The sequence below is a fragment of the Pseudoalteromonas sp. MEBiC 03485 genome (assembly GCF_004195145.1).
GTDB classification, from domain to species: domain Bacteria; phylum Pseudomonadota; class Gammaproteobacteria; order Enterobacterales; family Alteromonadaceae; genus Pseudoalteromonas; species Pseudoalteromonas apostichopi.
In genome coordinates this window covers 1,970,704-1,996,035 of sequence record NZ_SGBT01000001.1, presented here as the reverse complement: position 1 = coordinate 1,996,035, position 25,332 = coordinate 1,970,704, and the positions used below count along the sequence as shown (strand labels likewise).

Here is a 25,332-nt window from a genome sequence, read left to right as displayed (position 1 = left end):
TCACTGAATTATATATGCACATATTATCATTAAGCTCACAAATTAAGTGGTCAATTAGAACTATATCTAAGTTTTCTTTTTTAGTTGCCGCAGCAATCCACTCATCGGGTGTTTCACACTTTAGAAAAGAATGAATGGGTGCTAACAAATCAGAATAAGGCACAGAATAAGGCACAGAATAACTTCTCATCAAAAATCTTGGTTTGATTTTACCACATAAATAAGTCCGCATTCCATGACCCACATCAGTGCAAAGTAATTTTCTATATGCACTAAAGAGTTACATTTAATCGACTATTTCGTCTATTTCAGCTTCTTGACAAGACTTAATTACTGAACCATAACTTAATCAAAGCTGTACAAAAATAAAACAGCTTATATTCCTTTTTTACAGGGGCAATAATTATGATTCTAAACCACTTATGGGGCTTGTACGCTCACCCACTCGAAGAATGGCAGACAATTGATAACCGTCACGAAAGCTTGCGCTATAGCTTATCGCATATATTATTAATTGCCTGTATCCCTTCTATTATGGGCTACTATTCATCAGTTTATTTGGGCTGGAGTATCGGTTCAGGTGAGGCAGTATACCTCACCCATGATAGTGCATTACTTATCGCAGTTGCGATGTACTTTGCACTGATTGCGGGCGTTTTTGCTCTTGCTTATTTAGCACATTGGATGGCTGTGACCTTTGGTGCAAAACCTACGTTTACACAAACTCTAGAGCTTGCAGCTTACACAGCAACGCCGGTGTTTATGTCTTCATTTGCCGCATTTTTACCTGAGCTATGGTTTGTGGTATGTGTTGGTCTTGTTGCTTTAGCTTACTCTGTTTACTTGCTTTACACTGGAGTGCCAATTTTAATGCACATTCCTGAAGAGCGAGGCTTTATTTATGCCAGTTCAGTAGTCACTTGTGGGCTAATATTACTGGTAATTATTTTAGCTGCGACAGCTATTTTATGGACTAACGGAATTGTCCACCCTATGTTTACTTAGTTTCATTGTTACTATTCATTCTTTCGATAACAAAAAAGCGGCTGAGCCGCTTTTTTTATTTTTGGCTGTTGCGTCTCGTTAACGCTATCTCGCCATCGATATGAATATCTCTCTGAGGGAAAGCAATGGTAATGTTATTTTCTGCAAATAGTTTATAAATGCTAAAACGCAGCTCACTTCGCACTTGGCGAAGCGGCGCTTCTGATTCAGCACACACCCAGAAAATAGCGCTAAAGGTTAGAGAACTATCGGCAAAGTCATCAAATAACACTGACGATGCTGGCGTTTTTAAAATAGCTGGATGCTCATCAAGAATTTGTTTCATTAGCTTCTCAACCAACACAACATCTGAGCCATAAGCAACACCAACGTTCACAAAAGAACGTGCATTACGGTCAATCAATGTCCAGTTTGTCACCGTGTTCTCTAATAAGTGACTATTTGGTACAAGCATATGCACGCCATCATTACGGCGGATACGGGTTGAACGAGTATTAATTGTCTCGACGACTCCTTTTGCATTGCCCACTTCTAAAAAGTCGCCAATACGGATTGGTCGTTCCCACATTAGTATCCAACCACTGATAAAATTGTTGATAATGTTTTGCGCACCAAATCCGACGCCTATTGCAATTGCACCAGAAACAAATGCAAAAGCTGTTAGAGGAATATTAAGTACTTCCAGCGAAGTAAAAACGAGAACGGCTATGGTAACGACCAGGTAAATGCGGGTGAATAGATGAACCGTGTCAGGACCTAAGTTTTTTGCCAGTAACGCTTTTTTAATTAATCGACCAATCCAGGTGACCACAAACCACATTAAAAACAGCGCCAAAGGGACTTGAATTACTTTAAGCACAGTAATTTGCACATCATTGTAGGTGAACAAAACAAACGATAGTGCAGATTGCAGATCAGCAATGGTCATAAATTAACATTCCTAGTAAAAATCAGTTTGGTTCAGTTGTGACTAAGTTTAGCACGGCATAATAGGTGAAAACTTGGTAAATACTAAGTTCTTTATGCGCAATATGCGCTAATTATTAACTATTTTAGTCTACAGCTGCTATATACATAGAGAGAGCTTGAGGTTTCACAGGCTTTGAATAGCACGAGGAGAGCACAATGTCACAAATGACACTCACACAAAAACTTGCCACTTTACAACCTTTGGTTGATCTAAACTTATTTGAATCAAGTTTAGAGTACCGTAACCGCATCTTAAACTTACTTGCTGAGCAAGAGCACTCACTGAATTTAATAAACAAAGAGTTTGGCAACGCCATGCCAGAAAGCTTTGGCTCAGAGAAAAAGTTTGTGTTGGGTTACAACTAACCTATGGTGATGTATTACCAACAAGATTTAAATTGGCAGCTAGTGCCACTTTTTACTTAAGTGAGCCATTAATAAACAATTGATGGCTTTTTACACACCTTTATACCTTCATTGTCATTATTTGCGTTCAAATTCCCCAATAAAACGACAAACTTGATTGTTTCTAGCCAAAAATTTGATAAGTTAGAAAAGATTTATCCACATTTTTGGAGCTCTCATGCGTAAGACCTTAGTAGCAACTACAATTGCTAGTGTGTTTTTATTATCTGCTTGTAGTTCACAGCAAGCTGACACTCAAACTCAAGTTGAAACTGCCGCTGAAACACAAACAGCCAATGTTGAAAACGTTCTTTTCAAGCCAAGCCCTTTACAATACATGGCCCCTGAGTTTGATAAAATTTCAACCAAAGATTACGAGCCAGCGTTTGAAGCAGGCATCGCACAGCAAAAAGCTGAAATTGCAAAGATTGCAAACAACCCAGAACCAGCAACATTTGAAAATACCCTTGTTGCAATGGAGTTCTCTGGTGAGCTATTAGACCGCACATCTGCGGCATTTTTTAACTTATCAGGTTTAATCTCTGACAGTGAGTACCAACGTATCGCCGCGAAAATGGCGCCGATTATGTCAGCTCACACTGATGACATTTACTTAAACAAAGCTTTATTTGCTCGCGTACAAAGCATTTACGACAACAAAGCATCTTTAAACGCTGAAGATCAACGCCTTGTTGATTACTACTACAAAAAGTTCGTTAACGCGGGTGCAAAACTAACTGAAGCTGAAAAAGCAAAAATGCGTGAAATCAATGCAGAGCTTGCCAAGCTTTCAACTGAGTTTTCACAAAACATCTTAAAATCATTCAAAGAAGATGTAATTTTAGTTAAAGATAAAAGTGAATTAGCAGGTTTATCTGAAGGTGAAATCGCAAGCCTAGCTGCCGCTGCCAAAAAAGCAGGTAAAGAAGGTTACATGATCACCCTTGTGAACACGACTCGCCAACCTATCTTACAAAGCCTTGAAAACCGTAAGTTACGTGAAAAGATTTGGACTACCTCTTCAACGCGCGCCCAAGCAACAAACGGCCCTATCATCATTAAAGAAACTAAGCTACGTGCGGAAAAAGCCGCATTACTTGGTTATAAAGATTGGGCTTCGTATGTAATGACTAATCGTATGGCGCAAACAACTGAAAATGTTTACGGCATTCTTGATGACTTAGCACCGAAAGCGGTTGCTAAAGCAGAAGCAGAAGCAGAGCAAATCCAACAAGTTATCAAAAAGTCAGGTGAAACTTTTGCACTACAGCCTTGGGACTGGGCATTTTACGCTGAAAAAGTTCGCCAAGAGAAGTACGACTTAGACCCAGCTTTAGTTAAGCCTTACTTTGAAATGCAGTCAGTGATCCACGACGGCCTATTTTTTGCGATGAATAAACTTTACGGTATTACCTTTAAAGAGCGTAAAGACCTACCTGTTTATCACGAAGACGTAATGGTGTTTGAAGTATTTAACGAAGATGGCAGCGCTATCGGCCTATTCTACATGGACCCTTATGCACGTGAAGGTAAACGTGGTGGTGCGTGGATGAGTGCCTATGTTAGCCAAAGCGGTCTAAAAGACACCATGCCTGTGATCTACAATGCACAGAATATTCCTAAGCCAGCTGAAGGTCAGCCAACATTGATGACTTTCTCTGAAGTAACTACGATGTTCCATGAGTTTGGTCATGCTGCACATGGTCTATTCTCTAATGTAAAATACCCAAGTTTAGCGGGCACAGCAACAGCACGCGATTTCGTTGAATTCCCTTCACAAGCAAATGAAGACTGGAATATTGAACCCACAGTACTTGCAAACTATGCCAAGCACTACAAAACAGGTGAACCGATTCCAAAAGCGTTACTTGCAAAAGTACTAGAATCACAAAAGTTCAACCAAGGCTTCGATACAACTGAATATTTAGCCGCGGCACTACTTGATATGGAATGGCACTCATTTGGTGTTGATGCTGACATTACAGACGTACAAAAGTTTGAACATGATGCGTTAGACAAGCACGGTATTGCTTACTACCCGGTACCACCTCGTTATAAGTCTTGCTACTTTAGCCACACATTTGCCGGCGGTTACTCTGCAGGGTACTACGCTTATCTTTGGACTGAAGTGTTCGCAGCTGATGCGTTTGCACACATGACTGAAGAAGGTGGTTTAACACGTGAAAACGGTGATAATTTCCGTAAAGAGATTTTATCAAAAGGTAACAGCCGCGACTTAATGCAAAGCTACATTGAGTTCCGTGGTCAAAAACCAACAACAGATGCGTTATTAAAGCGTCGAGGTTTGGTTGAATAACCTAAAATTATTCGCAAAATGATGAAAGCCCGCAATTAATGCGGGCTTTTTGTTATAGTGCAATTTTTAAAATTACAAATTAATCAAACATGACCTACTTATTTGCTGTTACCCTGCTTTGGGCCTTTTCGTTTAGTCTTATTGGCGTTTATTTAGCAGGCCAAGTGGATGCATGGTTTAGTGTGTTAATGCGAATTGGCTTGGCAACTTGCGTATTTTTACCATTTTTACAATGGCGTAAGACCCCTAAAGCCCTAGCACTCAAGCTCATGGCGATAGGTGCGGTACAGCTTGGCGTGATGTACAGCTTCTATTACCATTCATTTTTGTACCTCAGTGTGCCCGAAGTACTGCTATTTACGGTAATGACACCGCTTTACATTACTTTGTTAAATGATTTGCTTGAAAAGCGTTTTAATGCCAAGTTTTTATTCGCCGCAATGCTAGCTATTTTGGGCGCCGTTGCTATTCGTTACGAAGGGGTTGATGAGAACTACCTCATTGGTATGTTAATGGTGCAGGCAGCCAATATTTGCTTTGCTACCGGGCAAGTAACCTACAAACGTTTAATGCAAGATGAGCAATTACCTCACTCTCGGGTGTTTGCTTGGTTCTTTATTGGCGCGTTAATTGTCGCACTGATTTGTTACGGTTTATTTGGCAATACTAGTAAGCTACCCACCACAACGACACAATGGGGCGTGTTAATTTACTTAGGCACGATTGCTTCAGGGCTCGGTTATTTCGCTTGGAATAAGGGGGCAACCATAGTCAATGTAGGTGCCCTGGCAGTAATGAATAACTTACTAATTCCAGCTGGGATAATCGTTAACATTGTTATTTGGAACCGTGATGCCGATATCATCAAGCTTGCCATCGGCGCAGCGATTATCTTATTAGCACTTATTATAAATCAGAAACTTAATAAAACTGCCACGCAGACATGATAGGCTAAACTCTATTCGATTAGAGGGATGCTGTTATGCGCGCACTGGTTTTATGTTGTTTAGTTTTCGTTATTCAAGGCTGTAAAAACCTGCCTGTGGAGCAGGCTGTTCAAGTTGGCGCGCGGCCTTATTATTTAATCGACAAGATGGCAGATGGGCCCTTAAAGCAGCAACTTGCGACATGTGGCAATGGCCCTTTTTACAAAACTGACTTTGTAATTGGTCATCGCGGCGCCCCCATGCAGTTTCCTGAGCATAGTAAAGAGTCATATTTAGCCGCTGCGAGAATGGGCGCTGGCGTACTTGAATGTGACGTTGCCTTTACTAAAGACAAACAACTCGTGTGCCGTCATTCACAGTGTGATTTACACACCACTACCAACATTTTAGCGATTCCTGAGCTGGCAGCAAAATGCAGCCAACCTTTTACCCCGGCCAAAGACGGCCAACCAGCTCAGGCTAAATGCTGCACCAGCGATATCACTGAAGCTGAATTTTTAACCTTAAAAGCTAAAATGGATGGCTCCAACCCAAATGCCAAAACGGTCGCAGAGTATTTGCAAGGAACACCAAACTGGCGCACTGATTTATACGCAAACAGTGGTACCGTAATGACCCACCAGCAAAGTATTGAGTTATTCAAATCACTGGGTGTAAAAATGACACCCGAGCTAAAAAGCCCAGAAGTCAGCATGCCATTTAACGGTTTTAGCCAGCAAGATTATGCACAAAAAATGCTTGATGAGTATCAGGCCTTAGGGGTGAATAGCCAAGATGTTTATCCACAATCATTTAACCTTGAAGATGTGAAGTATTGGCTAAACAATCATCCAGAATTTGCAAACAACAGTATTTACCTTGATGGCCGAGATGAGCAAGCACACTTTGATGCCATGGATGAAACAACTTGGCAGCCTTCAATGCAGACTCTATATAACGACGGAATACGCATTATCGCACCACCAATGTGGATGCTTTTGAGCCTTGAAGAATCAGGTGAAATCGTGCCCTCGCTTTATGCAATTAAAGCTAAACAAGCCGGGCTGAACATTATTACATGGAGTTTGGAGCGCTCTGGGCCATTAAATAATGGCGGTGGTTATTATTATCAGTCGATTGCCAGCGTAATTAAACAAGATGGGCAAATGATGAATGTGATAGATGTTCTTGCTAAGCAAGTGGGTGTGATGGCTATTTTCTCAGACTGGCCTGCTACTCTCACTTATTACGCAAGCTGTATGCAGTACCCTGCTAGCTGACATCAATAAATTTCAAGGGTTTTTGCTCGTCCAAAAGGTAGGGCTGAGGTATTATTAACTAAACCGTTTTTTACAAGGATTAACATGATTATTCAGCACCATAACCACGATATAGCGACTAAAACAGGCGCAATGCGCACCAGTATTTATCGCCCTGTAGAAGAAGGTAAATACCCGTGTGTTATTTTCTATTCTGAGATTTTCCAAGAAACAGCACCGATTGCGCGCTCTGCGGCAATACTTGCTGGTCATGGTTTTGTTGTGTTAGTGCCAGAAGTTTTTCATGAGTTAAATCCTATTGGGACGGTACTCGCCTATGATGATGCAGGTAAAGATAAAGGCAACGCCGACAAATGGGCTAAGCCTCTTGAGAGTCATGACTCAGATACTGAAGCTTTAATTGCATTTGCGGCTCAGCAAGATTACTGCACGGGAAATGTTGGTGCTATGGGCGTATGTATTGGTGGTCACCTTGCGTACCGTGCTGCTTTAAACCCAAATATCAAGGCCGCTTTTTGTTTATATGCGACAGATATACACAGCGATACCTTACCAGCACAAAAGGGGAATAACTCATTTGAGCGCATGGCAGATATCCAAGGTGAGATTCACTTTATTTGGGGCAAGCAAGACCCACATGTACCAAAGGAAGGCCGCCTTAAAATTTACCAACAAGCTGTTGCAACAGGAATTAATTACCAGTGGCAAGAAGTTAACGCACAACATGCCTTTATGCGTGATGAAGGTGAGCGATACGATCCAGCTCTTGCAATAACTATGTATCAACAAGCCGTTGCTTTATTTAATCGAACGCTTATTTAAACCGTCAGTGTGGCAACTTGATTAGTAAAATAATCCTTTAGGTAATCTAATAACACACGCAATTTTTTGCTTCCCGCTGCTCCTGGCGGGAACACCCCATAAAGCTCAATATCAGCAGTCTTGTAATCATCTAATATTGTGCGTAGTAATCCCGCTTTGATCCTTGGCAATGCATCATAAACAGGGATCTTCGCTAAACCATGCCCAGCTTCAACAAAGGCAGTTCGCGCAGCAGCGTTATTTGTACTTATGCCACCACTAACAGCCACCTCAAAGCGGCGTTTATCTTTTTCGAGCGTGACAACAGCACTACTTGGTTGATACACCACCCATGTATGCTCTGCTAAATCGGCAATGCTCTTTGGTATAGGGTATTTTGTAAAGTAATCGACTGAGCCGCATAAGCAGGTCGCCATACTTGCTAGTTTAGTCGCTTGTAAGTTTGAGCTTTCAAGGGCTACGCCTCTAATCGCTAAGTCATAGCCCTCTTTGATGATATCAACCACATCATCACTGAGCTGTAAATCGATATCAATTTTCGGATACAAACGCCTAAACTGAGCAAGTGCAGGTACCACAAGCTGCAAACCTACATTTACCGGACAACTTAGCTTAATAACCCCAACCGGTTTACTCTTTAAGTTCTCAAGATGTAAGTTAGCAGCCTCAGCGTGCTCGGTGATAGCCTGACAACGTTCATAATAAGCTATACCCGCTTCGGTAAGGGTCATGGTGCGCGTTGAGCGATTAAGTAACGTAAGCTTTAGTTGTTGCTCTAATTTCTTTAAGTGGTAGCTGACAACAGCCCTTGATAAACCTAGTTGTTGAGCTGCTTTAGTTAAGCTGCCTTGCTGCACAATATGGGCAAACACCACCATGCTTTTTAATTGCTCGAACGATACTTTCATACAGACTCCTAATCTAACCTGAATCATTGTATCAATTATTAAACCAATGAAGTCAAATTTATCTGCGTTGTTTAACTCTATTTTCGCCCCTATAGTGTTATTAACGATATTTAATAAGCAAAAAGGGATTCACTATGTCAGCTAAGAAAATTTTAATGGTACTTACTTCTCATGATGAGCTTGGCGATACCGGCCATAAAACAGGCTTTTGGGTGGAAGAGTTTGCAGCCCCCTACTACGCCTTTATTGATGCCGGGGCAGAGGTAACTTTAGCATCTGTTAAAGGTGGCCAACCACCAGTTGATCCAAATAGCGCAGCGCCTGATGCTGCAACTGATGCGACTAAACGCTTTGAACAAGACAGCGCAGCACAAACCTTAATGGCAAATACTAAACCATTAAATGAAGTAAAAGCCGGTGATTTTGATGCCGTTTTCTACCCAGGTGGTCACGGCCCTTTATGGGATTTAGTTGATAACCAAGATTCGATTAACTTAATTGAGCAATTTCTTAACTCAGACAAGCCAGTGGCTGCGGTGTGTCACGCCAGTGCAGTACTGCTTAATGCGAAAAATTCAGCTGGTAAATCTGTAGTATTTGATAAAAAAGTCACAGGTTTTAGTAACTCTGAAGAAGATGCCGTACAGCTTACCAATGTCGTACCATTATTGGTTGAAGATGAGCTCAAAAAGCAAGGCGGGCAATATCAAAAAACCGATGATTGGGGTGTACTAGCCATTGAAGATGGCCTTTTAATCACAGGACAAAACCCAGCAAGTTCTGAGCTTGCTGCGAAAAAACTGCTTACCAAATTAGGTTAGCCCTAAACCTTAGGTAAATACCTTGTACGTCAAGGTGTTTACCTTCACTTTTAATAAGTTATACTCATTCGGTCAAATTGATTTAAGAGCTTCTCATCATGACTGAAAAAAAAGCTGCAAAACTTCCTCCTATCAGTAGTAAGCGATTCGCAATTTTAGGCATTATGCTTGTGTGCCTTGTACTGCAAATAATTAATAGCCTACCCGGCATAAACTTAAACGGTTTAGGTATTTTGCCACGACAAATGTCAGGCCTATCAGGGGTGTTTTTTGCGCCATTTTTACATGGTGGTTGGGCACATCTTTTCAGTAATCTAGTGCCATTTGCTATTCTCGGGTGGCTAGTTTGCCAATTTAGCGTTAAACGTTTCTGGCTGGTGTTTGCCGGTACAGCAATTATTGGCGGTTTATTAGTTTGGCTATTTGGTCGCAGTAATATTCATGTTGGACTAAGTGGTGTTATTTACGGTTTATGGGGCTACTTAATTTGCTATGGCATTATGCACCGCTCATTCAAAGCCATTTTAATTAGTATTGCGGTTGTAGTGTTATACAGCGGCCTGATTTGGGGTGTCTTCCCGCAGCGCATTCATATTTCATTCGAAAGCCATTTATTCGGCGCAATTAGCGGCGCATTCATCGGTTATATTATGGCAAAGCGTGATAAACAAAAGTACCCTAAGCTTTAAACTGAAAGCTGAGAGCTTCTAGTCTCGCAACTTCATTGTCACCATCACGACACCATGATCCGTACTCTGATCATCATAGGCAAACTGGGGGTTGATTAAATGCTGATCATAAGTGTGATATTCAACTACTTCAAAAAAGCTGCCCTGAAACCCGGCATCAAACTCACGGGATAACAGAATATAATCAAATACTGAGCTGCTACTGCCAAAATAGTGGGTGGCTTCTCTATCGTTCTCGGTGACAACATGGCGCTGATAGAGTTGCCAACTATCTTGTAGTTTAAACTCTGAACGAGATGGGCTATTTTGCCTATGACCGCTAAAGCGAAGATGGTCAGCTATTAAATGGTTAAGCACGCCATCGTGTAACTCATTATTAAAATCCCCCATTACAATCACAGGGTTATTGGTGTGCGCCCTGCGTTTAATGATTTCAACGAGTATAAGTGCTGCTTCACTGCCACGCTGTATGCTCGATGCCCAGCGTCCAAGAGCTTGTGATTTTAAATGCATTACTAAGTTTTGCTGTTCGCTGCGGCTTTCATCATCTTGGTGCTGGAGCATGCTACGCTTTGATTTAAAGTGCACCACATAGCAATCGACCAGTCCTAAGTGAGGTACCTCAAGTGTTGCGCGAATAATGCTGCGGCTAAAGTTAAAACGAGCACTCAAGCCCATAGCTAAAACATCGTCTTGTTCTGCCTCAACCTGACTTACATCAACAATTTTATACCGCGAGGCAATGGCAACGACCGGATCGCGATAAATAAAGTCATCAATCACAGTCGGTTCATCAACTACCGCAAAATAGGGATAACCTTGTGCGTTAACTTGCTGTTTAAGTTCATTAATACTGAACACTTCTTGAAAGCCAATAATATCTGGCTGCTGGTTTTTAAGGTAATCGGCCAACCAGCGCTGCTTTTTAGCCCATTGCTCAGCGCTATAAATTCGCTGAAAATCATAAAATGCGTCAGGTGGCGCTAAATAATTATATAAATTAAACGTCGCGACCTTTAATTGATAGTTTTCTATCACTCAATTCCTTATTCGTCTAACCACTGTGTGGCAATAATTGGATCTTCAAAATATTTCACTTCGCCACTAATAAACCAGTTGCCCACTTTACTTGCCACTTGTTGCCAGTTTTTGTTGCCAAGCACTGCAATACGGCAAAATTCTTTGTTGTGTTTAAGCCCCAATTTGAAGTCATCCCAAGCGGCTTGCAACTCCCAGCCTTCTAGTTCAGTAATATCAACATAGGCTCTTATTTTTGCACCTGGGACTGCGGCTACTGCATTATCAATGAGAGGGGTGAGGGTTTTGTAATCGTCGTGCGTTAACTTACCCACCACTTTAATAGTGAGATAAAAAGTCGTACCTGTTCGCTCAAGCCCTATAGCTAAACCATGCTTTTTCATGTCATCCTCCTTATTATTCATAATTAATAACTGTACTTCCCTTGATCTATCTGATCAACTAGGATGGTAGTCTCGTAATGACATTCATTAAAGCACAATTTAGGAGTTTCAATGAGTAATACCGACAGTTATACGCCACCTAAAGTGTGGCAATGGGATGCAGAAAACGGTGGTGAATGGGCGAAGACGAATCGTCCGGTCTCAGGTGCGACCCACGAGCAAGACTTGCCCGTTGGTAAACATGATCTTCAACTCTACTCTCTTGCGACACCGAATGGCCAAAAAGTGACTATCATGCTCGAAGAGCTATTAGAGCTTGGTATTGATGAAGCCGACTACGATGCATTTTTAATTAAAATTGGCGATGGTGATCAATTCTCTTCAGGGTTTGTAAGTGTTAACCCTAATTCAAAAATTCCAGCCTTAATGGATCACAGTACTACACCCGTTACGCGCGTGTTTGAGTCAGGCGCAATTTTACAATACCTGGCAGAAAAGTTTGATTCTCTAATACCAAGCGATCATGCCAGTAAAACAGAATGTCGTAATTGGTTATTTTGGCAAATGGGTTCTGCCCCCTATTTAGGCGGTGGCTTCGGTCACTTTTATAGTTACGCGCCTTTCAAAATGCAGTACCCGATAGATCGCTTTACTATGGAAGTTAAACGCCAGTTAGATGTACTAAACCGTCATTTGAGCGACCATGACTACATGGCAGGTAGCGAATATTCGATTGCTGATATAGCGATTTGGCCTTGGTATGGCAATTTAGTGCTTGGTAACCTATATGATGCAGCTGAGTTCTTAGATGTTGAGTCATACAGCCATGTTCTTCGCTGGGCGAAACAAATTGAGCGTCGCCCTGCGGTAAAACGTGGTCGCAGAGTCAATAAAACATGGGGTGATGAAACTGAGCAACTAGCTGAGCGTCACTCTAAGGATGATTTTTAAGGGCTTTACTAGCCCTTTTTTATAACTTTAAACCACATGAATAAACTCAGCAAAGAAGACATTTACCAACGCCTCAGTAACACTGAAGATGCACGTGCTTGTAAGGCAATTGATGAAGCAGCTTGTAAGGTAGTACCCGGCAATTTTATTACCTTATTAGTTAGCCAGCTATTCAGTAAATTTGCCGATGCTCTATTAAACCCAAAAGTAACCCTGCCTTGGCTTTTACAAAGCATTAATGTACCAACTAGTTTTATAGCATGGCTTGTGCCTATCCGTGAGTCTGGTTCAATGCTGCCACAACTGGCAATTGCAAGTTTAATTCGTCAGCTATCGGTCAGAAAGTGGGTGTGGGTGATTGGTGCGATTGTGCAAGCTTTATGTATTGTTGGCATGCTAGTTTGTGCTTTGACCTTACAAGGCGCAAGTGCTGGTTTTGCTATCATTGCTATTTTGATTGTCTTTAGCCTCGCTCGCGGCTTTAACTCGATTGCCGCAAAAGATGTACTGGGCAAGGTCATACCTAAACAACAACGCGGCAGCATTAGTGGTCTTGCTGCCAGTTTTGCCGGGTTTGCGACGCTCACCTTTGGTCTTGGTCTGTGGTACCTACAAAGCCTTGGCTATGAAAATGGGGTTTATGTCGCATTAATGTTGGCTGCTTTGATGTGGTTGTTTGCAGCACTCAGTTATAGTCGTATTCAAGAATACAAAGGCGCAACCGAAGGCGCTGAAAACGGCTTATTACATGCCTTATCAAAATTAAAACTGCTTTATCAAGATAAGCAATTTGCACATTTTATTGTCACGCGAGCATTGTTGTTATGCTCTGCTTTGAGTGCACCTTTTTATATTGTCCTTGCCAGTGAACAAACTTTCGACTTTTCATTGCTTGCTACGTTTATGGCACTTTCTGGGCTTGCCAGTTTAGTCTCTGCGCCTATTTGGGGTCGACTAAGTGATTTATCGAGCCGTAAAGTATTAATGTTTGCTGCTATGCTTGTTACTGTTAATGGCTTCGCGGTGTATTTAGTTGCTTATTTCAGCCCACAAACGCTCAATGAGTTCTGGCTATTACCACTATGTTATTTTTTACTCACAGTAGCTCATCAAGGGGTTCGACTTGGGCGTAAAACCTACCTTGTTGATATGGCTGAAGGTAACAAGCGTACTGACTATGTTTCCGTCAGTAATACGGTGATTGGGGTTATATTATTATTACTCGGTAGTGTCGGCTTACTAAATAGCTATTTAACAACTGCTGAGTTGATTTTTTTCTACAGTATCTTAGGCTTAGTTGGTGCTATCAGTGCGTGGTTTTTGCCTGATGTCTAGATCCTGCCTTAAAAAAAGCGCATAATCGCGCTAATTTTGTTCCCATAAAAAGGATTTACTATGAAAAAGGCAGCTTTTGCACTTCTTACGCTACTTACACTTTCTGCTTGTAGCACCAGTGTGCCTATTCGTAACTTTGACGCTAACCCTGTACCGCAAATGGCCTCTGGCCAACATGACCTTGAAAGTATCAAAACCAATATTTTAAAAGCATGCATGAAACTAGGCTGGACATGTCGTTCAAATGCCGAAGGTCAAATCTTAGGTAAACTTGATATTCGTAAACATCAATTACGTGTTGATATTACGTTTAACGAGCAAGAATACTCTATTGATTACAAAGATTCGATAAACCTAGATTACAATGGTGAAAAGATTCACCGCCAATACATTAACTGGGTTACCAACTTAATGCGCAATATTGATGCTGAATTAGCCTATAAATAAAATTGACGCAGAATCAGTAATTAAAAAAGGCGACCTAGGTCGCCTTTTCTCTATTAGTTTTAAACAATTTAGCTGATGTAAAAGGTGGTAACCCCCGCTATAAAGTTTAATTGGCTAATATATTTACTTTATAAAGCCTGTTCCAAGTTCTATTTCACAGCTATGAAAAGCAGCCTAAAAACTAACCCACCCCATTCATTCGTTTAAAACGAATAAACCACTCGATTAATAGCATTATTAATTTATTTATTGCTAATTATAATGACTGCACAACTTCAGTTTTCTTAGGTGACATGATGAAAAAAGTACTTGTGTTAAATTCATCTTTAAATGGTGAACAAGGTAATTCAACCAAGCTTAGCCAACAATTTGTTGAGCAGCTTGCTAACAACCAACAAATTTCAGTAACAACTCGCGATTTAAGCGACAATGCGATTGCCCACTTAACGCAGACAGAAATGGCTGCTTGGATGACTGATGCAAATGAACGTAGCGATGAGCAAAAAGCCCTTGCTGCAATTTCTGACGATTTAATCGCGGAACTTAACGACAACGAACTTATCGTTATTGGTATGCCAATGTATAACTTTGGTATTCCATCAACATTTAAAGCTTGGATTGATCGTGTTGCCCGTGCTGGTATTACATTTAAATACACAGAGCAAGGACCTGTGGGTTTAATTACGGACAAGAAAGTCGTAGTACTTGCAGCGCGTGGTGGTATCTATCAAGGCACCGACATGGATACACAAACTAAATACTTAAAAGATGTACTTGGTTTTGTGGGTATGACAGATGTTAACTTTATTTATGCTGAAGGCTTAGCGATGCCGGGCGCAGAGGAAAGCTTAGAAACGGCGGCAAATGAGATTAAATCTTTCGCTGCTTCAATCTAAAACGCCAATACCTTAAAGCTAAGCAATAAAGCGGTCATCATGACCGCTTTATTATTATCTGTACTCAACTCTTAGTAATCTAAAACGCTTTATAACCCGTATTGCTGCTCAGAAGTTAAAAGTAGCAATAGTCATGAGTAATTTAAAAAAACAAGCAATTAATATAGTGTGGTTCAAGCGTGATTTAAGGTTTTCTGATCACACACCTCTTGCCAAAGCAGTACAATCTGATCTCCCTTGCTTGTTAGTTTATAACTTCGAGCCTTTGCTGATTGAAGACCCTCATTACAGCTTAAGACATTGGCGCTTTGTTTATCAGTCATTAGTCGATATGAATAAACAACTTGAAAAGTATCAGACTCAAGTTGCTATTTATAATCAAGAAATGATCAGTTTATTTAAAACACTTAATGATGAATTTGAAATAAAGACCGTATACAGTCATCAAGAAATTGGCCTACTAAACACCTACAACAGAGACAAAGATGTTAGGCATTGGCTTGAAAAAAGAGCAATTACATGGAATGAAACACCTCTGGGCGGTGTAATTAGAGCTCGTCCCAAACAATGTGACTGGCAAGATCACTGGCACACAGTGATGAATGAATCCCTTGATAACCCTGACTGGCTCAAGTTTAAAGCAATACTACCTAAAAAATATCAAATACCGAACTACATAAATAAATTAGCATCCCATGATAAATATTTTCAATATGGCGGACCTCATGCTGCTAGAGCTACCCTGAGGAGTTTTATCGAAAGTCGTGCTGCAGGTTATCAAAAAGGAATTTCCAGCCCATCACAAAGTAGGTATGCATGCTCTAGGCTCTCTCCTTATTTAGCATGGGGAAATTTAAGTCTGAGACAAGTTTATCAGACATTAAAGTATTACCTCCCCAAGCAACCAAGAAGCTGGCGTCGTTCATTACATGCTTTTGAGTCTAGGCTTCATTGGCATTGTCATTTTATGCAAAAGTTCGAAACTCAATGCAGTATGGAGTTTGCACCGCAAAATGCAGGCTACCTGCGTTACCCTTATCGCGATGATGAACTCGTTGCAGAGCACTTAAAGCGCTTTGAGCAAGGTCAAACAGGTATTCCTATTATTGATGCTTGCATGCGTTGTCTAGCAGCAACGGGTTACATTAACTTTCGAATGCGCGCTTTGTTAGTGAGTTTTATGACCCATCATATGAATATCCATTGGCAATCAGTCAGCTTTATTTTATCGCGTTATTTTTTAGATTTTGAGCCGGGTATTCACTACCCACAAATCCAAATGCAAGCATCGGTCACAGGAACTAACACTATTCGTTTATATAACCCAATTAAGCAATCAAAAGACAAAGATCCTGATGGCTTTTTTATTAAAACCTGGTGCCCTGAGCTTAAAGAATTACCCATAGAGGATCTCCACCAGCCATGGCAACAGCCACCAATGGAAGCCGTGTTTAATAATTTTAAACTCGGCGAGGACTACCCAGAGCCCATGGTCGATATAGAACGCGCTGCCAAGGATGCTCGTGAGCGATTATGGTCATTTCGAGAGCGTGATGATGTAAAGCGTGGCACAGAAGCCGTACTACGCCAGCATGTTACAAGCCTTAAAAGGCAACAGCATGGTTCATAAAAAGCTTAATTTACCAAGCAAAACTTGCCCAGTTTGTGACAGGCCATTTAGGTGGCGTAAAAAGTGGCAGCGTGACTGGGAGCATGTTAAATACTGCTCTGAGCGTTGCAAGCGCGAAGCGAAAAGAAATATTGGCGTTTAAGTTGCACTTATATCGTTAACTCACAGTTTTCGGCACAAAACCCTGAAAGCCTTTCACGGTAGCCGAAAAAATTTACAAAGGAGATGACAATGACGATTAAAAAATCTGCACATACGAGTTGGTCTGGTGATATTAAATCTGGCAAAGGCTATATTTCTAGTCAAAGCGGTGCGCTTGATAAACAGCCATTTGGTTTTAATACTCGCTTTGAAGATAAGCCAGGTACTAACCCTGAAGAACTGGTTGCAGCGGCACACAGTAGCTGTTTTAGCATGGCGCTATCGCTGGCATTAACAGAATCAGGCTTTGTCGCTGACGACATAACTACCAAAGCAACAGTGAGCCTTGATGAAGTTGATGACGGCTTCGAAGTGAGCCACATTGCACTTGATGTCAGCGCGAAAATAACTGAAATTTCGACCGAAAAGTTTGAGCAACTTTGCGAGCAAACCAAGCAGGGCTGCCCTATTTCTAAACTGATGAATGCCGAAATATCACTCACCACAAAGCTTAATTAATCACACTTGGCCAAGCGTTGCTTGGCCTTTTCATACCAATATGCTTAATTAAGTATTATGGCGATTAGGTATGCGACTCTTACAAACCCACAACACTTTATTACAATGTAAATACCAGCTTGTTGTATTATGTTTCTGAAACAAAACCAAATACAACAAGGATATGTATGTTTAAACAACTAGCCCCTATTGCTCTTGCAACACTTGCTTATTCAAGCTGCTCAATCGCAACAGAACAACAAGTAAATAAACAATGGTTCAATAGTATCGACTATACGCACATCGAGAATAACAGATATAGTTTTAATGCTTACCAATTAGTGAGCCATTACTACTTTGAGGAGCAGCAGAGCTCGGGTGTGCTCGATGATTATGGCTACCTAGATACAGATTCAAACATCCGAGTGAATTACTTTAATAGCGATTACACTGATTATCTTGGCATGTTTGGTGAAGGTTATTATAAAAATTGGTTTGTTACAGGTGAAATTTACGATGTTGATGATACTGATGACTATACCTTAGGAATAGGCTACTTATTTATTGATGCCTTAAAAGTCTCTGTAAATAGGGATGTGCGTGAATATGGTGATGATTATTTTCGCTTAAAAGCCCAGTATAACCTCCAAATCAACGATAAGGATTACCTTGGTTTTAGCGCAGAAACAGATGATGAACTCGACGTTTGGAATGTCTCTGCCAGATACTTTAATCATTTAAGCGGCAGCCATTACATTACCGTCGATGTTGGCCACCAAGACAGCCTTTATGAATCAGCAAGCAATGCCATGATCAGCTACTACTTCGGCGATCACTATGCCATAGGTGCAGGGGTGGATGACTCTGAACTCGTTTTACAAGGTAAGTACTTTATTAACGATCGCTATTATTTAACCGCGAATTACACTGAAAGCGGCTCTGCTGAACTTTATAACCTTAAGTTTGTTGCCCAATTCTAAACAGGAATGAATCAACAGTTTTAAACAAAAACGCCACTTTAAAAGTGGCGTTTATTAGTATGTAGAATTACATATTACCTAGCTTCATCATCATTGCAGTGTACATCTTTAAGTTCAGTGCTAACTGCTCTTCAGTAATAAACTCATGCTCTGAGTGGCCTGTGTACTTTTTACCTGGCATTGATGGACCGAATGACACCGCATTATCAAATAGCTTAGCATTTGTGCCACCACCGATTGATACAAAGCCCGCGTCTTTATCGCCGGTAAAGTGCTTAAAGATATCGAGTAGCGCTTCTGCATGAGGCGCACCATCTAACAGCATTGGCGTACCAATTACCACTTTAGTGTCTTTTAACGTGACATTATTCGTGGTTTGCCAAGCACTAAGCGCTTCATTAATTTGCTGCCTAAGCACGGTTTCTTGTTTACCCACTGGACGACGCATATTAATCGACAGTTTAATGTCGTTACCGTCGCGGCTTAATAAAGTTGGCGAAACGGTCATCGGACCCATAAAGTCATGCTTGTAACCGATTTCACCGAATTGCGCGCCATATAAATCAAGACCAATTAGCTGATTGATAAACTCAATTGCTTGACCATCGCTATTGTTCTCAAGATCGATGCCTTTGAAGATTTCAGCAAGGTGAGCAATCGCATTTTCACCCGCTTCTGGCTCCGATGAATGCGCAGAAATCCCCTTCACTTTCACTAACAAACCATTTGCTTGCTCAGTCATCGCCACTTTGACGTTTTTAAGCTTAGCGACATTATCATGTAATTTAGCCACAGTCGCCGCATCAGCGTTATGCACTAACACACTGGCATCTTCAGGGATTTGGCTAACAAAGGCGCCGCCTTTTAAGTCACTGACATATAAACCTGTTTGTGCTGAGGTTGCTGAGAAAGTCGGCGCAATTAAGCTCCAGCCTTTTTCTGCAACAACCACAGGGTATGAAGCATCAATAGTGACAGCATATTTAGGTTGCTGATAGGTTTTCATGAACTCTTCGAGTGGTGCCCAATCAGATTCTTCAGCAAGGTAAACCATTAATTCAATGCGGTTATTTAAAGTAATGCCGTTGTCTTTAATCGCCTTCATTGCATGCAATGCAGTCGCAATAGCACCTTTGTCATCTTCTGTCCCACGGGCTATTAGCTTTCCTGGCTCAGAGGTTTTATCCATTTTAAATGGACTTTGCTGCCATTTACTGGCATCTGCTGGCTGCACATCACCATGGGTTACTATGGTTACTTTGTCAGCTTGGTTACCCATGCCAATTAATACTGTGTAGCCTAAATCTTGGTAATCAAAACCAAACTGCGCCGCTTTCATTTTTAAGAACGACTTAAAGCCAATGAAATCAGGGTTATCAGGAGTCGCTAGACCTTCTTTATTCACTGTTGGGTACGAAACTAAATTCTCTAAGGTATGAATTTGCGCTTGTTGATATTGCTCTACCGCGTAGTTAGCCAGCTTTTCACTTTGCTCAGACACAGCTGCCTGACTAGAGAAAGCACTTAATAAAAATGCAGCAAGTAATGAATGTTTCAAGATAAGCTCCAGAGTTTAAGAAGGTTTTTAGAAAGTCGCCTTGATTGTAACGCTTATAACGCCGACATAACATCTCTAATTCAAGCAAAATAGATCGCTTAAAAATACCAACAAGGTACAATAGCCACTCACCCTATTAATTCGTTTGTTAGACTCATGAACCGCAGAAAAAAGATCTTCACTAAACTTAAGCAAAAAGATAAGCGCGCCAATGCAAAATTGCATAAAAGCAATAAACCGGCATATATCTCAAAAGCAGAACGCGAAAAATTAGCACAGCAAGAAACTGAGCAGGAAAGTTAAAATACCTAGCGGTCAGCGGTAAGATTGTAGGCGCGATTTTACATCGCGCAACACGCGAAATAAATTTCACGCTTCTTCAAGACATTTATTTGCACAAAGAGGTTAAGAGGCGCTGCGCTTTAGAGAAAACAACAAGTAATCAATTGTTTCCCCTCATTGTCTTCTCATTCACTTCTCTTTGTGTAAAAGACAATTTGAACCACAGAGTACACCGAGGCGCTTCGCTTTAGAGCAAAACAACAAGTAATTTATTGTTTTCCCTCATTGTCTTCTCATTCTGTTCTCTTTGTGAAAAGGACAATTTGAACCACAGAGAACACCGAGGCGCTTCGCGCTACACAGAGAAAACAATTTTTACAAAGAGATTATGGTCTCTCCTTCTCTTCCTCTGTGCTCTCTATGTCCTCTGTGGTTAGAAAAAAGATCTATTGTTTCCCCTCATGGTCTTCTCATTCACTTCTCTTTGTGCAATTTGTTTTAACGCGAAATAAATTTCACGCCTACATCAAAGATACTTATTGCACAAAGAGATTAAGAGGCGCTTCGCGCTACACAAAGAAACACTAAACCCCATAAAGAGAATAAGAAGCGCAGCGCTCTAGATAAAAAAGTATTTATTCAATTATCTTACCCTGATTTCTTCAAGGAGCTTCTAACGCTTTCTCTGGCTTCAAAGCACCTGCTACAATTCGTAAATGTTAAGCAAAATGCGCAATTTCAATCAGGTAACGACTTAGGGGCCATGGCAAACTGGCCTCACTTCTGAAAAGCATTAACGAGTAACTATGAGAACGAGGCAACAACAACGCATTGAGCTAGTCTGTGACTATATTAGTCAGCATCTTGATGAACCTTTATCACTGGAGACACTCAGTGAGGTGGCATGTTGCTCGAAATATCATTTTCATCGTTTATTTGTCGCGGGGGTTGGCCTAAGTGTCACCAAATATGCGCAACTTGCGCGCTTAAAGCGGGCCTCATTTCGAATTGCATTTGAGCATCAACTTAAAGTTATTGATATTGCATTAGAAGCGCAATTTGATAGCCCAGAAGCATTTAGCCGTGCTTTTAAGCGCACATTTAAGCAGTCTCCAAGCGAATTCAGAAGCAAACCAAACTGGCCTAATTGGCACTCACAGTTTGAATTTTCATTACCCGATAAAAAGGTTTGCCCTATGAACGTAAACATTGTTGATTTTAAAGCACAGCCTGTGGCGTTACTTACCCACCAAGGCGCTGCTAATACCCTGATGAATACCGCTGCACAATTTATTGAGTGGCGCAAAGAATCAGGCTTCTCACCCGTTAAAACGAGTAATACTTATGGGATCCCATATAGCGATCCGGCAACGACTGAAGACCATGCATTTCGTTTTGACTTTGCAGGCAGTATCACCTCACCGATTACTGAAAACCCGCAAGGCGTGCGTAATGGTGAAATCCCAGCAGGACGCTGTGCAGTAGTACGTCATAATGGCTCTCATGACACCATTAGCGATACAGTTTACTACTTATACCGTGAATGGCTGGTGCAAAGTGGCGAAGAGGTCCGAGACTTCCCTTGCTTTTTTCATTACCTCAACCTCATCCATGAGGTAGATGAATGTGACCTGCAAACGGATATATATTTGCCGATAAAATGATTGCGAGTTGCGAGTTGCGAGATATTGTAGGCGCGATTTTATATCGCGCATTATAAAAAGATAACGCGCGAAATAAATTTCACGCCTACGACAGCTTATTTCACATTTGTATCGGACACGTGACCTGACTCGCTAACTTTACTCTCGTAACTAGAAACTCTGGTTTTTAATCTGAAAGCTGACGGCTGATAGCTGACAGCTCTCTTTACTCTTTCCCCTAGCAGCTTGCTAACTTTACTCTAGCAACTCGCTAACTCCCTTCCCTAAAACCTATAACTCACACTGGCATTATACGAGCGGCCTTGTCCTGCAAGTTGCTCAAAGCCATTACTCATATCTTGCTTATAATTAGCAATACTTACACCGCCAAGTGGCTGTTGGTAGTATTCATCAAGTAAGTTGGTAATTGCTAACTTAAAGGTTAAATTTTGCCACGTTTTCTGACTTGAGATAGCCAATAGCTGATAGCTGTCGGTTTGGTTTTCTAAACGACGCTCATCAACATTAGTTTTACTATCAACCCACTGCCAGCTCAGTGCGTTTTGCCAGCCTTTGTATTCGTGCTCTAGGCTCAGCTCAGTGTGCAGTGGCATAATTTGATATAAGTCTTCATTGCTATCATCACGTTCGCCATGAGTACTGGTTAGTGAGCCTTTTAGCTGCCACTTTCCTGCTTGCTTTGTGTTGTAAAGTTCAATCAGGCCCGCCAGTTTTGCACCGTAAAGTGTCGCATCTAGGTTCGTGAAAGTAAGAATATTACGCTTAGTATGCGCCATGTCGGTGCGATTAAAGCTCTTAGTAACTTCAGCATCAATATAATCATTTACTTGCGTGTACCAAACATTTGCCGTTACTTGCCAGCTATCGTCTTTGGCTAATTTGGTGTAGCTAGAGCTTAATGTGTGGGCTGTTTCGGCTTCTAAATCTGGGTTACCAATATAACCGTTACCATCGCCAAACCAACCAATCATGGTGGTTGCCATCGTGCCGACACCCCAGCTATAACGCTCATATAAATTGGGTGCGCGATTTTTACGAGCTAAACCAAATTGCAGCTCATCGTTGTTCGATAATTGATAGCGAGCAAGTAAGCTAATATCAACTAAAGTGTCGTCACGTTTACGGTCTAATTGGTTAAACTCCATCGCAGCTTGGGCATCGGTTTTTGACATATCCATCATCGATCCCATATGACCCATGCCGCCCATACCACCTTCGTTATAAGCCTGCACTTCGCCAGTATCTGTGGTTACTTGCTCAACACGAACACCTGCCGATACCCACCATGCTTGGTTTACTTGGTTTTGATACTCAGCAAATGCCGCAAGGCGGTCACGTTTGCCATCATTAATGTTTACGTATTCATTTGGGCCCATCATCATTGACCCTGCAACCGCTGGCCACCAATCATCAATTCGATAACCGTAGTATTCTTGCCCTATCATTAGTGACGACTGTTTTGATAAATCAGTGCGCCAGTGAATTTGATAACTGTAATCTTGTGCATCGGTATTCATTGGCATCATGCCGGTTTTCTCATTACTGAAAAAACCCATTTCGTGTTTTACATCATGCGCATTCACTTGCACCTGCAAATCACCATTTTCAAGCTCACGTTGATACTGAGCAACGAAACCATAGCTGGTGTTATCGGTCATATCCATGTATTGATTAGGAAAGCCTTGGTAAGGAATCTTTTGATGCGTCAGTTTAACTACAAGCTGTTGCTTCTCATCACGAATAGCGCCTGTTAAAGCATGATTTTGCACTCGATATAAGGTATCAAGTACACGCTCACCATGCCCATCATCATAGCTGTTAGCATCTTCAAAGCTACCTTGGTAAGACAAGCTAAACTGTTTGCTAGCAAGGCTTGCACCTAGGGCGTATGCTTGGCTGTCGTTAACGCTCTTATACTGGGCAGTAACATAGCCAGCACGCCAGTTAACTGAGTCTGTATCACTAAATTCAGGGGCAATCGTATTTACCCTGATAACACCAGCAATATTATCACCGCCACTGTTTACCGGTGATACACCAGCAACAACACTATAAGAGGCAATTTGGTTTGCCGACACATAAGAGAGTGGCGGGTTCATTTGGTTAGCACACGCTGCTGTGACATCAGCACCATCAACTAAAACTTTAACTCTATCTCCCATCATGCCGTTCATCACCGGCAAGTTAGACACACCTCCGGCTGCTGAAAAATCAACACCTAAATCTTTCAGTAATGAGTCAGCAGAGCCAACTAATTGATGGTTGTTTTGGGCATGACCTTGCACTTCTATCACTTCAATAGAATCATCAGCAAAGGCAGAAATACTTAAAACACAGCTAAGTGCTGCAGCAATTTTAGAAAATAAAAAACCAGGGCGAGAAGATTGCGTGTTCATAACTCTTTTAAAATCAAAGCAAATAATTAATGACGCCGATTATAAAACTCATTAATTAGTCTGAACACGTGACATATTGTCGCACCCTGTCACAGGTAAATAACTTAGCGCAGCACCACTAAAGGAATACGGCTATCTTCAATCATTTTTAAGGTCGTGCTGCCTAAAAAGAATTGCCGCCATTTAGAGTGACCAAATGCGCCCATCACCATTAAGTCAACGGCATGGTCACTTTTATATCGCCACAAAGCTTGGTAAACATCGCCATCGAGCATGCGCGCTCTGACATTAAAGCCGTTTTCAGCCAGCCTTGCTGAGGCGGTATCAAGTTTGTCTTGGCTGTGACCATCTTGTTTATCCACCATCACCAAGTGGCAATCTAAGCCAGATAAAATGCCACCATTGATAATTTGTGTAATCGCTTTGTCGGTACTTTCGCTGCCATCATAAGCCAGCATAAAATTTGTAGGCTCATGAAATTGCGGCGGCACAATCGCAACCGGGGTATGCACCTGACGGATCAGCGTTTCAATATGCGAGCCCAGTACTTTAAAATCATCGTAATGGCCTTTACCTGAGCGGCCAATAATCATCACGCGGGCATTGTCTTCATGTTCAAGTAAGGCATCAACAAGACTCATTGAAAGCTGCTGTTGCTCAATCTCGGTTAGGCCTGCATGCTCGGCTTTTTTCATTGCTTCATCAAGCAATAATTGACCATGCTGCGACGCTACTTTGTTGCGCTCTTGTTCAAGTTTTGCCAATTGCTCTAACAATGAGGTTTGCGAGCCTAAACCAATAATTGCGGTTAAATCATCACTGCCCTGCGGCAAAGGTGGCTCTAAAGCATGCAGAAAATTTATCGGATGGCTGGAGCGCTTAGAAATCCAAATAGCCGCTTCTGTCACCGCATCGGTCATGCATGAACCGTCGATACAGGCAAATATCTTTTTCATTGCGCTCTCCTTTAAACCAATTCAGTTAACCAAGT

At 41.4% G+C, this 25,332-nt stretch carries 25 protein-coding genes and 1 pseudogene; 18 read left to right on the top strand and 8 right to left on the bottom strand.

Annotation, left to right across the window (positions count from 1 at the left end):
- Positions 1–31 precede the first annotated feature (31 nt).
- A pseudogene (gene miaE, locus EVU92_RS09155) lies at positions 32–163 on the bottom strand (tRNA isopentenyl-2-thiomethyl-A-37 hydroxylase MiaE); the annotation flags it as partial.
- Between the two features lie 242 nt (positions 164–405).
- Here miaE and EVU92_RS09150 point away from each other — a divergent pair.
- The gene (locus tag EVU92_RS09150; RefSeq protein ID WP_130050971.1) at positions 406–1,005 is read left to right on the top strand and encodes a Yip1 family protein; all 600 of its coding nucleotides are present in this window, start codon (positions 406–408) and stop codon (positions 1,003–1,005) included.
- 55 nt (positions 1,006–1,060) lie between these two features.
- Here EVU92_RS09150 and EVU92_RS09145 read toward each other — a convergent pair whose 3' ends face one another.
- The gene (locus tag EVU92_RS09145) at positions 1,061–1,933 is read right to left on the bottom strand and encodes a mechanosensitive ion channel domain-containing protein (protein ID WP_130050970.1); all 873 of its coding nucleotides are present in this window, start codon (positions 1,931–1,933) and stop codon (positions 1,061–1,063) included.
- Between the two features lie 197 nt (positions 1,934–2,130).
- Here EVU92_RS09145 and EVU92_RS09140 point away from each other — a divergent pair, with 197 nt between their 5' ends.
- The 5 genes from EVU92_RS09140 to EVU92_RS09120 all read left to right on the top strand — a co-directional run bounded on the left by EVU92_RS09140 (position 2,131) and on the right by EVU92_RS09120 (position 7,724).
- Positions 2,131–2,340, top strand: coding sequence for a hypothetical protein (locus tag EVU92_RS09140; protein ID WP_054561957.1), 210 nt, complete (start codon positions 2,131–2,133; stop codon positions 2,338–2,340).
- Between the two features lie 217 nt (positions 2,341–2,557).
- The gene (locus EVU92_RS09135; RefSeq protein ID WP_130050969.1) at positions 2,558–4,696 is read left to right on the top strand and encodes a M3 family metallopeptidase; all 2,139 of its coding nucleotides are present in this window, start codon (positions 2,558–2,560) and stop codon (positions 4,694–4,696) included.
- Positions 4,697–4,785: 89 nt separating this feature from the next.
- Complete coding sequence (locus tag EVU92_RS09130; RefSeq protein WP_130050968.1) at positions 4,786–5,643, top strand: carboxylate/amino acid/amine transporter; 858 nt, start codon at positions 4,786–4,788, stop codon at positions 5,641–5,643.
- Positions 5,644–5,678: 35 nt separating this feature from the next.
- On the top strand, positions 5,679–6,902 hold the full coding sequence (locus EVU92_RS09125; protein WP_130050967.1) for a glycerophosphodiester phosphodiesterase family protein: 1,224 nt from the start codon (positions 5,679–5,681) through the stop codon (positions 6,900–6,902).
- Between the two features lie 84 nt (positions 6,903–6,986).
- Complete coding sequence (locus tag EVU92_RS09120; RefSeq protein WP_130050966.1) at positions 6,987–7,724, top strand: dienelactone hydrolase family protein; 738 nt, start codon at positions 6,987–6,989, stop codon at positions 7,722–7,724.
- Here the strand turns inward: EVU92_RS09120 and EVU92_RS09115 are convergent.
- Positions 7,721–8,632: a LysR family transcriptional regulator gene (locus EVU92_RS09115; protein WP_130050965.1), complete on the bottom strand. Its 912-nt coding sequence runs from the start codon at positions 8,630–8,632 to the stop codon at positions 7,721–7,723. The two genes, EVU92_RS09120 and EVU92_RS09115, sit on opposite strands and share 4 nt — an antisense overlap.
- Positions 8,633–8,766: 134 nt before the next feature.
- On the opposite strand from EVU92_RS09115, the gene EVU92_RS09110 reads away from it, so the two are divergent.
- Together EVU92_RS09110 and EVU92_RS09105 are read left to right on the top strand one after the other, a co-directional pair.
- A complete protein-coding gene (locus tag EVU92_RS09110; RefSeq protein ID WP_130050964.1) occupies positions 8,767–9,453 on the top strand; it encodes a type 1 glutamine amidotransferase domain-containing protein in 687 nt (228 codons plus the stop codon).
- Positions 9,454–9,551: 98 nt separating this feature from the next.
- Positions 9,552–10,142, top strand: a complete 591-nt coding sequence (locus EVU92_RS09105; protein WP_130050963.1) for a rhomboid family intramembrane serine protease — start codon at positions 9,552–9,554, stop codon at positions 10,140–10,142.
- Between the two features lie 18 nt (positions 10,143–10,160).
- On the opposite strand, the gene EVU92_RS09100 is transcribed toward EVU92_RS09105, so the two are convergent.
- The gene (locus EVU92_RS09100; RefSeq protein WP_130050962.1) at positions 10,161–11,180 is read right to left on the bottom strand and encodes an endonuclease/exonuclease/phosphatase family protein; all 1,020 of its coding nucleotides are present in this window, start codon (positions 11,178–11,180) and stop codon (positions 10,161–10,163) included.
- 8 nt (positions 11,181–11,188) lie between these two features.
- Positions 11,189–11,563, bottom strand: coding sequence for an STAS/SEC14 domain-containing protein (locus EVU92_RS09095; protein WP_130050961.1), 375 nt, complete (start codon positions 11,561–11,563; stop codon positions 11,189–11,191).
- A gap of 111 nt (positions 11,564–11,674) precedes the next feature.
- On the opposite strand from EVU92_RS09095, the gene yghU reads away from it, so the two are divergent.
- The 8 genes from yghU to EVU92_RS09055 all read left to right on the top strand — a co-directional run bounded on the left by yghU (position 11,675) and on the right by EVU92_RS09055 (position 18,441).
- A complete protein-coding gene (yghU, locus tag EVU92_RS09090) occupies positions 11,675–12,514 on the top strand; it encodes a glutathione-dependent disulfide-bond oxidoreductase (RefSeq protein WP_130050960.1) in 840 nt (279 codons plus the stop codon).
- A gap of 36 nt (positions 12,515–12,550) precedes the next feature.
- Positions 12,551–13,849: an MFS transporter gene (locus EVU92_RS09085; RefSeq protein WP_130050959.1), complete on the top strand. Its 1,299-nt coding sequence runs from the start codon at positions 12,551–12,553 to the stop codon at positions 13,847–13,849.
- 60 nt (positions 13,850–13,909) lie between these two features.
- Positions 13,910–14,296 (top strand): hypothetical protein, encoded by a 387-nt coding sequence (locus tag EVU92_RS09080; RefSeq protein ID WP_130050958.1) that lies wholly within the window; start codon positions 13,910–13,912, stop codon positions 14,294–14,296.
- A gap of 296 nt (positions 14,297–14,592) precedes the next feature.
- Positions 14,593–15,192 carry an NAD(P)H-dependent oxidoreductase gene (locus tag EVU92_RS09075; RefSeq protein WP_130050957.1) on the top strand — a complete coding sequence of 200 codons (600 nt, stop codon included), beginning with the start codon at positions 14,593–14,595 and terminating at the stop codon, positions 15,190–15,192.
- 133 nt (positions 15,193–15,325) lie between these two features.
- Positions 15,326–16,822 carry a deoxyribodipyrimidine photo-lyase gene (locus EVU92_RS09070; RefSeq protein ID WP_130050956.1) on the top strand — a complete coding sequence of 499 codons (1,497 nt, stop codon included), beginning with the start codon at positions 15,326–15,328 and terminating at the stop codon, positions 16,820–16,822.
- Positions 16,812–16,964, top strand: a complete 153-nt coding sequence (locus EVU92_RS09065; RefSeq protein ID WP_130050955.1) for a DUF2256 domain-containing protein — start codon at positions 16,812–16,814, stop codon at positions 16,962–16,964. Before EVU92_RS09070 ends, EVU92_RS09065 begins: the two co-directional genes overlap by 11 nt.
- 89 nt (positions 16,965–17,053) lie before the next feature.
- Positions 17,054–17,482, top strand: coding sequence for an OsmC family protein (locus tag EVU92_RS09060; RefSeq protein WP_130050954.1), 429 nt, complete (start codon positions 17,054–17,056; stop codon positions 17,480–17,482).
- Positions 17,483–17,649: 167 nt separating this feature from the next.
- Entirely contained in the window at positions 17,650–18,441 is a 792-nt protein-coding gene (locus EVU92_RS09055) for a putative porin (RefSeq protein WP_130050953.1), read from the top strand.
- Between the two features lie 67 nt (positions 18,442–18,508).
- On the opposite strand, the gene EVU92_RS09050 is transcribed toward EVU92_RS09055, so the two are convergent.
- Positions 18,509–19,999: a dipeptidase gene (locus EVU92_RS09050; RefSeq protein WP_130050952.1), complete on the bottom strand. Its 1,491-nt coding sequence runs from the start codon at positions 19,997–19,999 to the stop codon at positions 18,509–18,511.
- Positions 20,000–20,155: 156 nt separating this feature from the next.
- Between EVU92_RS09050 and EVU92_RS09045 the strand changes: the two genes are divergently transcribed.
- Both EVU92_RS09045 and EVU92_RS09040 read left to right on the top strand, forming a co-directional pair.
- The gene (locus EVU92_RS09045) at positions 20,156–20,302 is read left to right on the top strand and encodes a DUF2986 domain-containing protein (RefSeq protein ID WP_130050951.1); all 147 of its coding nucleotides are present in this window, start codon (positions 20,156–20,158) and stop codon (positions 20,300–20,302) included.
- Between the two features lie 785 nt (positions 20,303–21,087).
- On the top strand, positions 21,088–21,945 hold the full coding sequence (locus EVU92_RS09040) for an AraC family transcriptional regulator (protein WP_130050950.1): 858 nt from the start codon (positions 21,088–21,090) through the stop codon (positions 21,943–21,945).
- Between the two features lie 263 nt (positions 21,946–22,208).
- Here EVU92_RS09040 and EVU92_RS09035 read toward each other — a convergent pair whose 3' ends face one another.
- Both EVU92_RS09035 and EVU92_RS09030 read right to left on the bottom strand, forming a co-directional pair.
- On the bottom strand, positions 22,209–24,341 hold the full coding sequence (locus EVU92_RS09035) for a TonB-dependent receptor (RefSeq protein ID WP_130050949.1): 2,133 nt from the start codon (positions 24,339–24,341) through the stop codon (positions 22,209–22,211).
- Positions 24,342–24,445: 104 nt separating this feature from the next.
- On the bottom strand, positions 24,446–25,297 hold the full coding sequence (locus EVU92_RS09030) for a universal stress protein (RefSeq protein WP_130050948.1): 852 nt from the start codon (positions 25,295–25,297) through the stop codon (positions 24,446–24,448).
- Positions 25,298–25,332: the final 35 nt, after the last annotated feature.